This window comes from Clostridium sp. 001 (genome assembly GCF_019056555.1).
In the GTDB taxonomy this organism is placed as follows: Bacteria; Bacillota; Clostridia; order Clostridiales; family Clostridiaceae; genus Clostridium_B; species Clostridium_B ragsdalei.
In genome coordinates, this window is sequence record NZ_CP020473.1 from 347772 (window position 1) to 363398 (window position 15627).

Below are 15627 nucleotides of genomic sequence, written 5' to 3' on the forward strand. Positions count from 1 at the left end.
CTTCGCTTCAGAGTGACAAAAATATTAATTTTTAATTAAAATGTGAAATAAACGTTTTCTAAATTTTTTATATATTTAGTTTATCACCAAAAATTGGTACTGTCAAGAAATTACACCAAATTCTTCATGACAAAGGTATAAAAATGGATTAAATTACACTATATCTTCATAGGCTTTTTCTTTTTCTTCTCTCTTGTCAACAATACAGCTATTTAAAATCATACCAACAACAATAAGGAGTATTCCAATTAAGTCAACTCCCGTTGGTATTTTATCATGAAACACAAACACTCCTCCTAAAAGAGTAAATATAACTTCACCTGATTGTGTACATTCCACTGCCGCCAACTTACGTGTATCACTGCTAACTATATCCGTTGCTTTAAAGAACAGTATAGTAGCAATAATTCCAGAACAAATAGCAACTACAAGAGACTGCACTGCCTGTCCCCTACTTGGTACCCCTACAGACATAAGACCACATATGGACAATATTATCCAAAAAGGCATACTGCACAAAGTCATACCAAATACTCTTTGAAATGTGGTAAATTTATTTTCACAGATTTCTATCATCTTTCGATTGCCTAAAGGATATGAAAAAGCTGCTATAATTACAGGAATAATTCCTATTAAAGGTTTTATACTGGATATTTCTTGTATCTGCTGAAACTGCATTAAAAATATTCCAAATAAAATTAGCAGCGAAATAGATAACACTTTTTTAGGAATTTTATTTCTTACTTTAAAAACTTTATTATTCTTTTTTACAGTTTTAAAAAATAAAGGAGAAAGAAGGCCCCCTGCAATTATAGTTATTTGCCATGTTCCAGCAACTAACCATGAAGGACCATATATTGAGGCAAAACTTAAAGGTGCATAAAACAATCCAAACCCTACTGTACTCCAGACAATCCACTTCATAGGCTTTTTCATTATATCACTTACCACTTCAGATAATTCATTTTTAACAATCATGATAACAAATAAAATTGGAAGCGTGAAAATGTATCTTAATGAAGAGCTCCATATCCAACTTCCACCATGAAAATTCATTTGTTGATTAAGTACAAAAGTAAATGCAAAAAAGAATGAAGCTGTTATGCCCAGTATAATTGCTCTTTTCACTACTATTACTTCCCATCTATAATTTTTATATAATATATTATACATATGTATGTTATTTTGTACAATATGTTATTGATAATATTTTACTTAATTCAAAAATTATTATAGAATTGTAGATGTTATAATGTAAAAATCGCTATATAAGGAGTTAAACTTATGAAAAATTTGAATTTAATTATAGGCTCTAAGCTTAAAAATATACGCATTAGGAGAAACTTAAGTTTAGATGATGTATCAAGGCTAACCGGGGTAAGCAAAGGAATGTTAGGCCAAATAGAAAGAGGTCTATCAAATCCAACCGTATCTACTTTGTGGAAAATATCAACTGGATTAAAAGTATCTTTTTCATCCTTTATCAATGAAAAAGAGGATGACTTAAAAGTAATACATCAGGATGACATTGTTCCCTTATTAGAAGACAATAATAGAATGAAATTATATTCAATATTTCCATTTGATAATAATAAAGGATTTGAGATATTTACTATAGAATTAGAACCAGGGTGTAACCATGCATCTACCCCACATAATGATGATGTTGAAGAATACATTATTATTACAGAAGGTACAATGGAGTTAATCATAAATGACAATAGTTTTACACTGCAAAAAGGAAATTCTATTAAATTTATGGGAAATAAGCCCCACTCCTATAAAAATACAACTACTAAAAAAGCAGTATTTCAAAATATAATAATGTATTATAAATAGAGAGGTTCAAATGCGCCTTTCTTAACTAAAAATATCCTGTATTATAAACCATTTTCTGTGCCTATAATACAGGATATAATATTTCTATTTTAATTTGCTACCTTGATTTTGAACTACTTTACTAGCTATGCTATTGCCAAGTTCACAAGCTTTTTCTAGAGACAGTCCCATACATAATCCTGCTATAAATCCACCTGTATGTGAATCTCCCGCTCCTATTGTATCTTTTACTTTGACTGTTTCTGTAGGTATATTTCCACTTTCCTTTCCACTATAATAATTACAACCATCTTTTCCTCTAGTTACAACTACTGGCTTTTTCGTAATATTATATACTTTATTAATTGCTGCATCTAAATTCTCTTCTCCTATAAGAACACTTATCTCTTTTCTATTTGAATGAATAATGGTACCCATTTTAAATAGTCTATCCAATACATTTTTATCTATATATTCTATTCTTGGACTTGCATCAAAAACTATAGTACATTTCTGTTTTTTATTTTGTAATAAATTTACTATAACTTCTCCTGAAGCTCCTTCCAATTCATATCCAGATACATAGATGTAATCATATTCATCTATGTTAATGTTTTTAAACCATTCTTCTTTCCATTTGGTTTCTATACCAGGTACAGTGATAAATGTTCTTTCTCCATCACTTTCCACTATAGATAAATTCCATCCATTGTCCTCGCTGCAATCTTCTATAGATACATCATATCCGTCTTCCTTTAATTGCTGCTTTATTATGTTAGAATAGTTTCCAATTCCAACAGGTACACATAAATCATGCTTTACTTTTAAATATTTAAGCACATTAGCTACATTATATGCACATCCTCCTACTACTGTTTCTTTATGCTCTGCTGTAATGTCTTCTCCGCTTTTAGGCAGCTTATCTAATTTTAAAATTATATCTATAACTGCTGCACCCATAACCAATACTTTAGGCATTATTTTTCACCCCTTTATTTTCTTTTGTAATTACAATTAAAATATAATAAACTACAGCACTTACTATGAATGCAAGTAAAATTCCAAGACTATTATCTTTGAACATTCCCTTTGCAAAAGGACCACTGAAGAATGAACAATTTGTAAATAGCAATCCTACTATTACTCCAGCAAACCAGCTAAATACACCCTTTTTATTCACTGAATTCATATCTTTGTTTATTAGTAATTCCTCTTTATAACCTAAATTTTTTCTAATACACTTATAATCTACTAAAAACACTGCTGCCCATGCTGCTAATCCTATTCCTAATAATCCCAAGAAAATTTGAAAATTGCCTAAAAAGTCTTTTGAAATAAACAGTACATAAACAGGTAAAAGTATCATTATTATTGCATGTACTGTTATAGCTGTCTTATTACTTACATTTATATTTAAAGTTTCAAGACTGACTTTTGCTGATTTTAAACTTATTAGACATTGAGGTATAAAACCACCTAAAGCTGTTATGTAATAAATAACTGTTACCCATTTAGGCAAAGCCTTACCTATAGCTTGAATTGGATTCGAAGCCGTTGCCAGATCTGGTACTGATGTACTCATTAGTATTCCTGCGCCCATTATTACAAATAGTGGTATAAATGCTCCGAAAGTAACACTAGCAACGACAGATGCAGACGATGTATTAGGCTTTTGATAACAACTATAATCTGCCGCAGCTATGCTCCAACTTATACCAGTACCAGCTGCAATAATTGAAACTGCAGGTAAAAAGCTCATAAGCCAACTCCCATTTTTCATATCAAATAATTGATTCCAATTGGTTCTTGGTATTAATATAAGTAATATAAATAAAGTTAATATTCCAAATACATATGAAAGTATAGTTTGGATTTTAACTAAATAATCTTGTCCTAAAATATTAGAAACCAATATAAGCGCTACAAATATTATTAGTGCTATTATAGTAAGCGTTTTATTCTGACGTATTCCAAAGGAATTAAACAGTGAAAGCAAAATCAAAGTTCCTGTAACCACATTTACTGCTAGCCAACCAATTAAGTTAAGCCAACCAAGAAAGTTAGGAATGAAGTTTCCATTTATTCCAAAAGCTGCTCTAGAAAGCAAAAACGTAGTTCCTCCAGTATCTCTCCCAGATAAACTTAGATATCCTACTAATGCAAAGGATAGTGCACCTACTGCTGCAACAAGAATAGATTGTAAGAAATTTAGTCCAAATCCTACTATCATAGCACCATAAACTAACCCCAAAAATCCAATATTGCTGGCAAACCATATGGCAAATAATTCCTTAGGCTTACCTGTTCTTTCTTCAACCGATAAAAACGGTGATGTATTTGTACTGCTCATTAATTATTCCCCCTTTTTTACTTTTTGTTTCTAAAATTATTTATCTTATCTGAGTAGATGTTAAAATCCACCCTATTTTTTTCATTTATAAGTTCAATCCATTTCTCATCAATATTTTCTATTCCAGATTTGGCACCACATATGGCCGTTGCCATAGCACCTATAGTATCCGTGTCCCCTCCCAAATTGGCACACATAATGCTGCACAATTCAGGCTCTTTTGCATAATAAGCTATTGACATTGCTGCAGGAACAGATTCACTCGTAAGCACTCCAGTACCTATTACATCAAATATTTTTTGTAAAAAAGACTCACTATCGTCTTTATATTTATCTGCATAATAAAGTCCTAAATTCAATCTTTCCAACAATGAAGGAGAAAATGTCTCTGCACCAAAACTTTTTGCTTTATTATAAGCATCTATAGAATTTTTTATAATTTCATCCCAGGACTTATCTTCTAAAGCAGAACTTACAGCCATTGCAACCATACTAGCCCCACCTAAAGCCACATCTGTGTTATGAGTTACGCTACTAATATTTACTACATATTCTATTAAGTTGTCCTTATCTTCACAGGAAAATAAACATCCTATAGGTGCAATTCTCATAGCAGCTCCATTTGTCTCTGCCTTGCAAGTGAATTCTTCTGGATCTTTACCTTCCCTTATTGCCATTAAAGCTGCTTTTGAACTAGGCCCCAATATGTTATATTCAAAGGCGTTATGAGCTATGGCCCATTTTATAAGTTCATCAGCTATATCGTTTTTATCAGGAACAAAATTCGTTTTAATCAATGATTTTAAAATTGCTATGGCTTCACCTGTATCATCCGTAAATTGTCCTTTAGCATAATACATTGCCAGCTCACTTTCTTTAGGACCATCTAAGAAACCTTCTATTTTACCAAAATACTCTTTTATCTTTCTCCTGCTCCAAAACTCAGAAGGCATTCCCATGGCATCCCCTATAGCCATACCATATAATGCACCTAAAATTTTATTTTTCACCTTATCACCTCATTAATATTGTACAGTCGTACGTACAAGTTTGTTTATGAAATATATAAACACATTTATAGTATTTATATATTAGTAACTATTTTAAAATCTATATCTGGACCATAAATTACACTAACTCTTTCTATAACTATTCCACCTACATCCTTAACATTTCCTTCTGCTTTAGTTAAAACTGCATCCTCTTCGTGATTAAAAACACTTTTAGTAGTTGAATTGCCTTTTATGCCACTGATAGTTAAAGCAGCGGTCTTAGGCATAACACCATACTCTTCCTTCATTGTAGTGTATAAAGACTTCCTAGAAAAATCATACTTGTTAATGTCATGAAATACACTAAGTGGTGTAATAGAAGTATCCAATGTGAGCCAACATATATGATTTTCTTTTTCCACTCCCCTAGCCCTTACTAGTTTAAAAAACTTTTCTCCACCTTCATTTATGATCTTACTTTCAAGTACCTTTGATACTGGAGTTTCCTGTCTTTTAGTTATATAATCTGTAAAACCACTGAAATTCCACACATTGTATTTGGTTTTTCTAAGAGACACAAAAGTACCTTTACCATGAACTTTATATAGTAAACCTTCATTGACAAGATTTGAAATAGCCTTTCTTATAGTAGTTCTCGTAATGCTATATTTTTCAACAAATTCACTTTCTGAAGGTATTTTCTCTCCATCTTTATAAATTTCATTTATTATAGAATCTCTTATGATACGCTGTAGTTGTGCATAAAGTGGTACCAAACTATTTCTGTTTAACATGTTGCCCTCCAAACTTGTCCATACAAGTTATATGTTATTTAAATAATACAATATCATTTTACAATAGTCAATATAAATTTACAAAAACATTTGAAAATTGCATCTAGCTATTATAATTCTAGCAAATAAAATCTAATTATAAGCTAAAGGCTATAAAATTTAAAGGAAATTGCACCTTTGGCATATCTATTTTACTCAATAAACCTCAAACTGCATAAAATAAATTTGATGAACTCATACTTAAATAGTAGATTAGTAATAATTAAACGTTAATTGGAGGTAAATATTATGAGTAAAAAATCTTTATTAGTCATCGATTGTCAAAATGATTTTATAACCGGCAGTCTTGCATGTAAAAATTCAGAAAATGCTATACTGCATATTATAGATTTTATAAGTAAAAACCCTGATCTTAATGTATTCTATTCCTGTGATTCTCACGAAATGACAAATAAGTCATTTCAAAAAAATGGTGGAATGTGGCCCATTCACTGTGTAGAAGGCACTGAAGGAGCTTTACTTTCTGAAAAATTCACTCTTGGAATAAAGGATAAAAATAAATCTCCACAAAATCCTGAAATTATTTTTAGAAAAGGTATGAACGATGATGTTGAAGAGTATTCAGCCTACAATGCACTAAATATTAAAAATAAAAGACTCCACGAGGTACTTGACAAAAACATTATAATATGTGGAATTGCCAGTGAGTACTGTGTTAAAGAAACGATACTTGATCTCGTAAAAAATGGATTCAACGTGACTATTCTTGCAAATGGCCTTGGATATGTAGATGAAACTGAACATATAAATACTCTAAATGAGTTTAAAGAAAAAGGCATGAGCATTATCTTCTAATTTTCCTTACTCTGAAGCTATTGCAATAACTTCAGAGTTATTTATCCGATCGCTACCATTGCTAATACCCCATCTTCTATCAAAGTTGGGGATAAGCACTGCTACGCGCCTGGATAACGATTTCTAAACATCAGGTGGAGTCAAAACTCAACCTGATGTCAAGAACTCTGTTTATTATCATGATCTTTCATACAGCCTTTCTTTCTAATAAATTCTAATTGTAAATAATATATCTATAAAGAAGTAAAATACGAAAGCATATTTAAAACACTTATAAAAATAGTCTTTTTTTATTGACCTTAAAATTACCAATACAAAAATAAATGCAGCTATAAAAAAAACATATACCTGCCATATTGGTACATTCAAAAATTTTGCAATCAAACCTTCGTCATTAATTGCAAACATATTATCAGGATTTATAATTATAAATAATAGATATGCAATTAACCTTGTAAGGCACATAGTTATAGCAAAATACACTCCTATGTACACTTTTTTCCTATTTTTAAGGATATAAACAATGATGCATCCAATTACTGCTAATATTAAATTAATCGCCGGTCCTCCAAGACATCCCCACAAGTTTTCCAAACCGTTTTGGGTCTCTGTATAACTAAAAGTAAATTTTGCAGGTATTCCACTTAGCTTGTACCCTATTAAATGTCCAAATTCATGAATTGGCGTAGCAACTATCGTAATCATCAAAAAAATAAGCTTGCTTAATTTAGAGTCAATGTCTATATTAACCTCTTTAATATTCATATTATTTAACCCCTCACTATTTACAAATAATAAAGTTCAAAGTTCAAATATCAAATATTATTGATTTTCAGCTATTTCAACTCTATACTTTCCTCAACTATTAACTATTAATTTTATACTTATCACTTTTAACTTACCACTAATTGCCTGCAAACATAAAATTCGTCGACTCCTTGAGTTTTTTGCACTATTAAGGGTCGACGACAACTTTATATATAATTTCTAAAAATATTTTTTCAAGTCCTCCACACTTTCCATGTCAAATATATCAGTTGCTATACATTCAAGTGTTTCATCTGGAAGACACTTTATCCTGTCAATATATTCCTGAGGAACTTTTTTAAACTTCTTTAAAATTTGTCTTACAATTATCTCTGATTTTCCTTTAGTTTTTCCCTTTTCTATACCTTCTTCTATACCTTCATCCCTTATCATCTTTCCTATTTCCGTCATGGTTATCATCTCCTTTAATTTTTTTCTACTAATTTCATCTCCAAATTTATCTAGTAATGCATATAATAAGCTCAAACTTTGAAGTTTATTTTCACTGTCCTCGAGATTATTCGTAAGCTCTATACTTTCAATTGCCCTCTCGCTCCTACTTCTCTTTCCACTCATAAGTGGCAGCATCGTGAGTGTGAGTATATCTTTATTGCTTAATTTTTCTTTTCTTTCTATTTTTTCTTTTAAATATTCAAACTTTTCATCCCCGTCAAACTTTTTCATGTAAATTGCCTCTACCCCGTACTTTATAGTGCCCGCATCTATATATTCATCTGCCTTTCCTATATCTGCAGAATATATTACTACAGTTCTAACCTTTTTCTTATCCCTGTAAAAAAGCGAGGCATCGTAATATAAAAATCTCTTTATATCATCTTTTTTGTCGGTAGTTTGGAACTCAAAATGGAGATAATTTCCATCCTCAGTATAAAATAAATAGTCAGTATAGCCAGTTTTTATTTCTATATTCTTTATTTCCGTCTCCGCAGGAGCAATTATTTTAGTATCTATGTTAAAAAAATTTACTGCGCTCTGCCCGAATATACCAAGTGCTTTTTTTAGTACTGCATCTTCAACTTTATTATAATCCACAGCAATCATCTCTTTCCACTAAAATATAAAATTTAGTATTAGTTTTGCCATGAATTACAATTCTATACAAACTTATGTTCTTTTTTATTGCATATAAGCACAAAGTAAAAAAACATCCCAATCTATTATTGTTTATTCTTTGTTATTTTAACTCTATACTTTCCTCAACTATTAATTTCATACTTATCACTTTTAAACTTAGAACTAACTTCTTAATCCCTCATAGGTAATCTAAAAACAAACTTATTTCTGACGATATTGTAGGCCACTTTCAAAATAATTGTCTATATCATCAATCAAAGTACCCTTATGTTGTTCCTTTTTTATTAACTTTCTATCACGAACTACAGCCTTTTGAACTGCATATTTGACATCATCACTAAACCTTTTCCACTTTTTCTCCCTTGCTTCCTCGGTTCTAACGTCAGGCTCACTTTGATAATCATCAAGAATTATAAGATCCGGCCTGTTATTTCCATATTTACGGCCACGCATAGGGCAGCTGGAGGAAATAGCTTCAATAAAAGTCTTATTGGTAAATTCAAGCTGTGTAGAATTACAAATATACCTTTTGTCCTTATCATCTAAGAGCTTTCCAAATGCTTTCTCAATATATTTATTTTCAAGGAAAGTATTTTTAATATCTTTTATAAATTTCTCTGCTGTAGTCCCTATGTCAGAGCAAATCAAAGTGTATTTTTTTATTCCATAAGCGTGACACCAACAAGTTGGAGCATAATCCCCAAAAGCAGATTTACCCGTACCACGTGGAAGTATCCAACCTCTTTGACTTGATCCACCACCAATTATAGAATTCTCAATGTCATGCCAAATCTCATGATGAACTTGCGCTATAGGTGCCGCAGTGTTATTTCCTTTTGGTAAAAATGTGTCCTGCAAAAAATACATACAAAAAACTCGAGAGACATTCTCCCGAACCGCCAGGCAAGTCCATAATAACCAAATAGATTAGAGCTATGCTGCAGAATCATATTTTCGGTAGCTGATTCATCAAATCCTACTTTCTGGAGGTATTTATATAAGAGAAATTTGTTTTGTTCATCTTCATTTTGAAACATTAGTATCATTCCTTAATTAATATCATCTATAGTAATATTAAGTCCTACTACATATTTAGATAAATTTTTATTTACAAAACTTATAATTACGTTCAGATAACATTCTTTTGAATATAAATTATTTTCTATATCATTATAAGAAAATTTAATTCTAAATTTTCCCATTTTTCTATTAATAGAACAAATAATATGACTTGACTCCCCAATACGATTTAATATATATTGATATATTAAGTCCTCGAAAAAATTTTTATGATAACTAAATTCACCAGAAAAATTAATGCAACATTCTTCATCTTCTCTAAAAATAAATCTTCTACTACGACTGGCTTCAAAAAATTGTTCTCTAACACAAAAGTATTTTCCATACTCAGGATCACTATTATCCATTATTTTCAATGATGTATTATTTTTAATAAATTCAACATTTATACCATTTTTCTTTGATATGTCAATTAAATCTTGTGAAGTCATTACTATGTCCATCTTTAAATTTTTAACCGGATAATTAGATAAATTAAAAATTCTGAAGTCAAAGTCAAAATTATCAGGATTATCATCAATAACTATTCTGTTATTCTCTTTAGTAAATTCAATGTTAACACAATTAGTACAATCAAAGTCAAAAATTGGTTTAATCTCTTCTTTTCTATTTTCTTTTTGAATTTTATTTGTTTGTTGAGTTGAAATATATATAGCAATTAGTGTTGCAATTCCGCCTATAGCTCCACCTGAATAGCCTAGTAACATAGAGCACCAATTATTCCAATTCGTTTTATAATAAACTCCACAAAATATAAACGGTAATGGTAATACCATAGCAATAATAAAATAAACCACCATTATACTTTTTAAATTAATTTTCTTGTATTTTTTTGTCATCTAATCACCTCTTGTAAAATATTCTACAAAAAGTAATCTATTCCTTTGAATTCACCTTAATATGCTATAATTTTCATAAGAAAGGAAGATGGTATTATAAATAAAATTGAAACTGTTAGCGGTATGTGTCCTAAATTTAAAATTTCTAAAGAGATCAAGATTAATTATTCCAGAAGACAAGTAGATAATGCTCCTGTAGAAATTTATCAGAAAGGACAATTCACTTGTGATAACATTTGTGATGATTCTCAAAGCTGTCCTATTTATGAAAAAGTTCCACAACTCAAATATGAATAATTAATCTTTAGCCACATGAGAAACCCTATTTCTCGTGTGACCTTTTCTTATCTGAGTAACGTACATATTGGCACCTATTCATTAAAACTAAAATTTTTCTATTTTCTTTAAAAGCATTTCCTATATAAAAAGTACTTATATAGTTATATATAAGCTGATATTTAAGCGCCTTAAATCTAGCATTTTCTATTTCTTCTATTGTCCCATGTTTTTGAAATTCTTCTAGTAAATCTTTAGCCTCGTCTCTTTTATCCTCTATCCTATTCCATTCAGGCCCTAAAAAATCATCTATATCATCAACTGGAACTGGATAATCCTTTGGAAAATCTTTATTCATTTAAATCGCTTCTTAATTTTTCGTATTAAAAAAGAGCCCTGTTGTAAGCTCCTAATTACTTCATATATTTTTTATTCTGAATCTCTTTTGTTAATTGCTAATTTTGCATTATCCGGAAGTGTCTTAAAAAGATTTTCTATTTCTTTGGGTTGAGTTATCATTTGCTGAACAATAAAATTCAGCAATCCAAAAAGACTGTACGCTATATCTTTATTATCATTTAAGTCTATAGTTCCGGGATGAACTGCATTATTTCCTATAACTCTTACAGTATCTAATGCCTTCTGTACTTTACTATCTAATCCTTTTTTAACTAAAGAGCCTATATCTTCATTTATATTTTTTTAACCTTTTCTGGCATATCTTCATTTGGAATTGGTACTATTGATTTTTGAGGAAATACAAGTTTTCCTTTGTACCATATATGCTTTTCATGACAGTTTTGACATGTAGATATACTTATAGTTCCGTCTTTTTCAATTCCATTAAATTCTAAATCATGTGGATACATAATTTGGCCTCTATCACCAAGCATAAAATAAGTCCAAACTTGTTGTGAAAAAGCTCCGCAGTGTTCACATACAAATGCTGATAAACCAATTTGTGGTATAATTTTCTTTTTTTCATTCATATTACCATCTCCTTTATTTAACATAATTCAACAAAATAAAGGGAAATCCTTCTTTTTTCCAACTGGTTTTTAAAATTGAAGTATTAAAGAGAGCTCTTAAGTTCTTACCATGCTGGATTTTTAATTACCTTACATCACTCTCTTCATTAGTATAATTTATAGCATTTTGTTTTATATAAAAAGGATGGATCCATATTTCATCCTCATCATTTAATGTGTTCCAACCATTAACCACGTCTATGAATCTAGAATGATGATCAATAGAATCTACAACAGTACAATAAATTGTAAACTTTTTCAAAATATTAGGTTCAATACTTTTTATGTCTTTAAATTTTACCTTATCGTTTGGATGTATTAACACAATTTGTTTTATTATATCTTTTCTTTTTTCAAATTTAGAATAATCTCTTACTATTCCTGTATTTTCTGATGTTAAAACTGTAAGACTGTCTTTAGTATTTAAATACATGCGTATGTCATTTTTCAATATTTCATTAATAAAATTATTATTAATTATAAAATTATATTTCTCCTTATTCTTATTAAATTTATAAGCTTCTTCCAATATTCCATATTTAAATATTCCAAAAATAATCAAAGTTTTCTCGTTAGAAAACGCACTTAAAAACTGTAATAAATCGTTATCTATTTCACTTCCATTTTCATCATATATCTTTTCTAATGTGACAAATTTATTTTGCTTATAACATTCATAGATATCCATATCAGTTACACCGCCTTAATATATTGTATACATAACGATTCAACATGAAAGAGTAAAATCCTTCTTTTCCTAACTATACTTTCATATCACGCTAAAATTTAATTTTCTTAACTTCATGATCCTGAAAATACATAGGAGCCTTAAAGCCATCAACTAAAACATGAAGTCCTGAAGAATTGCAAATCATAATTCCATAGCCTTTTACGTCCCAAGCATCAACATAAACACGTTCTCCTATATTAAACATAAATTTCACTACTCCTAATTTTAGACATAAAAAAGAGTCCTTATTAAGGGCTCTTGCATTATTTATACTAAATCATTCATATCAACATCAAATCAACTAGCTTTTAATTCTTTGCCTAAGTCTAATTTTCATGATCCAGAAGAATCGTATTTTTTATATAATATTCCAGAGCAATCAGATGGCATTTCAAAATTATTATCAGGTGAATAAAGTGCTAACACTCTATTCTTCCCATACTTACCAATAAAATATCCTAACTCCAATATAACATTTTGTCTAGCTCTCATTGATATTTCATCAGGCAGTATTTCTAGTGCATCCATTTATCATCTCCGGAAAGTAAAATTATCGCATAAGTTATATCTGAGCTTTCATCTTGCTTCATTAATTCATTTTGCCCGTCTTCCCAAGAACTACGTTGATATTCCTCTGAGGCAGGGTACATTAAAGGATGAAACCTCAAGTTATTTAAATTATCTAAATATTTACTAGACTCACCAAAAACATTTTCAATTATCATTTTTGCTCTTCTTTTTAATGCATCCAATGCACTTGAATCATGATATTGCAATTTTCGCGATTTTTCTATTAAGTCCTCAATTAATTCCACGCTTTCCATAAAAATCCAATAACCTTTGAAATTGTATTTATTACTTAAATTCTACAAAATAAAGAAAATTCCTTCTTTTTCCAACTGTTTTTTTAAATTTAGGCATTAAAGAAGAGTCCTGTTAGGAACTTCTAAGATCTATAACTTAAATTTATCTTTTATAAGACTATTAGATAAAGTCAATATATCCTTATGATATGCAATTAAGTTTGGTATTACTTCGTCATCTAGCTTCAAATATTTATATTTAAAGTTCTCGCTTGAAAAATCAATTTTACTTGAATTTTCGCTGTTATTATTAATGGGACTAATTTTGAATGTAGGCTCGTTTTCAATTTTTTCACCATCAAATCTAAATATTCCTCTATGTTTAAACCAATTACAATAATCTATAATTTTTTGAAAGTTACCAAAAACATTAATATTGTTTTCAGTATCTATTAAAGCAAATTCATTCAAAAATATAGTATCATTATCTCTTTTTAAATTATTCTTAAGTTTGCCAAATTTATATGACCCTAATACTTCATTAAAATCATCATTTCTCTTAAAATAATTTTTAAATATCCAAATCATTTGCATTAAAATTTCAAATGAAGAATAATAAGAATAAATAGCATTTTCAGCATTAAAACATCTTTGATAATAATAAAATTCATAAGAATGATTATTTATATCTGAATTTAAATAATCAATATCAATAATTTGAGATGCTTTTAATAATTCATACCTTGCCTTGTTTATATATCTATCAAAAGTATTTATCAATCTTTTCAAATAATTAAATTTTACATCTATAATTCTCGGGTCTATCAACTCTTTAAATAACTCATTATAATAATTAGGAATTTTTAGTTCATTAACTTCATTGTTAAATAAATCCTTATATTTAAATTCATTATTTCTATATTTGTATACTTTATCCTCCATGATCTTATGGGTAAATAAAAAATTATTGTCCCCTTTCTTAACTTTACGAATAAAAGTTTCAATATCAACCCATTCATTATCTACATTAATATAAAAATATTTATTACACTGTGGATAAAACTCAGCATGTCCTGTAATTGCCATATTAACATCTCCTCATGTAACATGGTTTCTATATGAAACTTAGTATTTCCTGCAAGTAAATACCTGATTTTTAAAATTTATCACAGAACATATGGCGTCGTTCACCGGCCTATTTCCGTTTTTCCAATTTAGAATGTACCCGGGATGAGAAACTCCAATCATGCTCTTAAACTATACCATTTTAGTTAACCCCGCTAAACCGCAATTTAACATCATTTTTTTATCATTCATATGTTTTGCATCCACTTAAAATATATATAAGTGTTCTAACTTAAAAATCAACTTATATGCAGAAATATTTTTACAATAATGAAGCTCTTTTAAATATTTTGCATATAGGACTTAGAAAAAAATTTTTAAAAAATCTAGAACTTTTGAATTGTTTGAGGTACGAGTTTTCAAAAATTCTCAGTATTTTTTTAATTTTTTTGCTTAGTCCTATCAAAATATTTAACGAGCTGAAGGTTGTAAAAATATTCGGAGTATATATTGATTTTTCCTATAGAAACTCCATAATGATTTTTGTTTTGAAATAGTTCGTAATCAGTAATTACACCTAGCTATTAATAGCAAACTTAATCTATTTATCCAAAAACAGCTATTTTCAATTTTGTATTTATATAAAATTCAATCTATAATACATCTTACAAGTTATGATGGAAAGAAGTAATTAAGTACATTGCAAAGAGAGTCAGTGGTTGGTGTAAACTGCCTGATGTGCTTTATGAAATACATTCCTGAACTGTAGGCTGAAATTTTTTAAAGTAAGCTGATCCGGGTAACTCTCGTTAAAAGTAAGAGATGAGCAATAGATTTATTTGTTCAAGTAGGGTGGTACCACGATTATTTCGTCCCTTAATCGCAGGTGCTTTTTTTATTTTTCAAATTTATTTTGCTCAAGTAGGGTGGTACCGCGACTTTTTCGTCCCTTGTGTAGGGGCGTTTTTTTGTACAATTTTTAAGTAATTTCAATTAATATTTGCCGCAGCACTTTAGCACTAAATACTTTTACAGTGTACACTGTAATTCTGTACATTGTTACTGTATAAAAAGCACTTGCACCTTGCAGCTGGA

General features: G+C 29.4%; 19 protein-coding genes and 1 other annotated feature. Of the genes, 2 read left to right on the top strand and 17 right to left on the bottom strand.

Translation table 11 applies throughout. From position 1 onward, the window contains the following. Positions 1-153: 153 nt before the first annotated feature. The gene (locus B5S50_RS01550; RefSeq protein WP_217302891.1) at positions 154-1128 is read right to left on the bottom strand and encodes a multidrug resistance efflux transporter family protein; all 975 of its coding nucleotides are present in this window, start codon (positions 1126-1128) and stop codon (positions 154-156) included. A 156-nt stretch (positions 1129-1284) separates the two neighbouring features. Between B5S50_RS01550 and B5S50_RS01555 the strand changes: the two genes are divergently transcribed. Continuing rightward, complete coding sequence (locus B5S50_RS01555; protein WP_217302892.1) at positions 1285-1839, top strand: helix-turn-helix domain-containing protein; 555 nt, start codon at positions 1285-1287, stop codon at positions 1837-1839. A gap of 84 nt (positions 1840-1923) precedes the next feature. Here the strand turns inward: B5S50_RS01555 and B5S50_RS01560 are convergent, their stop codons facing one another. The 4 genes from B5S50_RS01560 to B5S50_RS01575 all read right to left on the bottom strand — a co-directional run bounded on the left by B5S50_RS01560 (position 1924) and on the right by B5S50_RS01575 (position 5954). Then, a complete protein-coding gene (locus B5S50_RS01560; protein ID WP_217302893.1) occupies positions 1924-2796 on the bottom strand; it encodes a PfkB family carbohydrate kinase in 873 nt (290 codons plus the stop codon). Beyond that, complete coding sequence (locus tag B5S50_RS01565; RefSeq protein ID WP_217302894.1) at positions 2789-4168, bottom strand: cytosine permease; 1380 nt, start codon at positions 4166-4168, stop codon at positions 2789-2791. Before B5S50_RS01565 ends, B5S50_RS01560 begins: the two co-directional genes overlap by 8 nt. Before the next feature lie 17 nt (positions 4169-4185). Then, positions 4186-5178: an ADP-ribosylglycohydrolase family protein gene (locus tag B5S50_RS01570; RefSeq protein WP_217302895.1), complete on the bottom strand. Its 993-nt coding sequence runs from the start codon at positions 5176-5178 to the stop codon at positions 4186-4188. A 74-nt stretch (positions 5179-5252) separates the two neighbouring features. Further along, the gene (locus tag B5S50_RS01575) at positions 5253-5954 is read right to left on the bottom strand and encodes a GntR family transcriptional regulator (protein WP_217302896.1); all 702 of its coding nucleotides are present in this window, start codon (positions 5952-5954) and stop codon (positions 5253-5255) included. Between the two features lie 288 nt (positions 5955-6242). Between B5S50_RS01575 and B5S50_RS01580 the strand changes: the two genes are divergently transcribed. Continuing rightward, positions 6243-6809 carry an isochorismatase family protein gene (locus B5S50_RS01580; protein ID WP_023161805.1) on the top strand — a complete coding sequence of 189 codons (567 nt, stop codon included), beginning with the start codon at positions 6243-6245 and terminating at the stop codon, positions 6807-6809. Positions 6810-7013: 204 nt separating this feature from the next. On the opposite strand, the gene B5S50_RS01585 is transcribed toward B5S50_RS01580, so the two are convergent. The 12 genes from B5S50_RS01585 to B5S50_RS01640 all read right to left on the bottom strand — a co-directional run bounded on the left by B5S50_RS01585 (position 7014) and on the right by B5S50_RS01640 (position 14553). Further along, complete coding sequence (locus B5S50_RS01585) at positions 7014-7574, bottom strand: hypothetical protein (protein WP_217302897.1); 561 nt, start codon at positions 7572-7574, stop codon at positions 7014-7016. A gap of 222 nt (positions 7575-7796) precedes the next feature. Beyond that, positions 7797-8669, bottom strand: a complete 873-nt coding sequence (locus B5S50_RS01590; protein WP_217302898.1) for a DUF4351 domain-containing protein — start codon at positions 8667-8669, stop codon at positions 7797-7799. Between the two features lie 243 nt (positions 8670-8912). After that, the gene (locus tag B5S50_RS01595; protein WP_368041494.1) at positions 8913-9578 is read right to left on the bottom strand and encodes a hypothetical protein; all 666 of its coding nucleotides are present in this window, start codon (positions 9576-9578) and stop codon (positions 8913-8915) included. A gap of 182 nt (positions 9579-9760) precedes the next feature. Further along, entirely contained in the window at positions 9761-10630 is an 870-nt protein-coding gene (locus B5S50_RS01600) for a hypothetical protein (RefSeq protein ID WP_217302899.1), read from the bottom strand. A 322-nt stretch (positions 10631-10952) separates the two neighbouring features. Then, entirely contained in the window at positions 10953-11264 is a 312-nt protein-coding gene (locus B5S50_RS01605) for a hypothetical protein (RefSeq protein ID WP_217302900.1), read from the bottom strand. Between the two features lie 71 nt (positions 11265-11335). After that, positions 11336-11602, bottom strand: a complete 267-nt coding sequence (locus B5S50_RS21895) for a DUF4145 domain-containing protein (RefSeq protein WP_217303749.1) — start codon at positions 11600-11602, stop codon at positions 11336-11338. Continuing rightward, positions 11599-11895: a hypothetical protein gene (locus tag B5S50_RS01615; RefSeq protein WP_217302901.1), complete on the bottom strand. Its 297-nt coding sequence runs from the start codon at positions 11893-11895 to the stop codon at positions 11599-11601. The genes B5S50_RS21895 and B5S50_RS01615 overlap by 4 nt, the downstream gene beginning before the upstream one ends. 124 nt (positions 11896-12019) lie before the next feature. Beyond that, positions 12020-12622 carry a hypothetical protein gene (locus B5S50_RS01620; RefSeq protein ID WP_217302902.1) on the bottom strand — a complete coding sequence of 201 codons (603 nt, stop codon included), beginning with the start codon at positions 12620-12622 and terminating at the stop codon, positions 12020-12022. Positions 12623-12713: 91 nt separating this feature from the next. Then, positions 12714-12869 (bottom strand): hypothetical protein, encoded by a 156-nt coding sequence (locus B5S50_RS01625; protein WP_217302903.1) that lies wholly within the window; start codon positions 12867-12869, stop codon positions 12714-12716. Between the two features lie 128 nt (positions 12870-12997). After that, a complete protein-coding gene (locus B5S50_RS01630; protein ID WP_217302904.1) occupies positions 12998-13192 on the bottom strand; it encodes a TIR domain-containing protein in 195 nt (64 codons plus the stop codon). After that, positions 13180-13488 (bottom strand): hypothetical protein, encoded by a 309-nt coding sequence (locus B5S50_RS01635; protein WP_217302905.1) that lies wholly within the window; start codon positions 13486-13488, stop codon positions 13180-13182. Before B5S50_RS01635 ends, B5S50_RS01630 begins: the two co-directional genes overlap by 13 nt. 129 nt (positions 13489-13617) lie before the next feature. Next, positions 13618-14553, bottom strand: a complete 936-nt coding sequence (locus B5S50_RS01640; protein ID WP_217302906.1) for a hypothetical protein — start codon at positions 14551-14553, stop codon at positions 13618-13620. Between the two features lie 644 nt (positions 14554-15197). After that, positions 15198-15412 (top strand) — a binding site (T-box leader). The last annotated feature ends 215 nt before the right edge of the window (positions 15413-15627 follow it).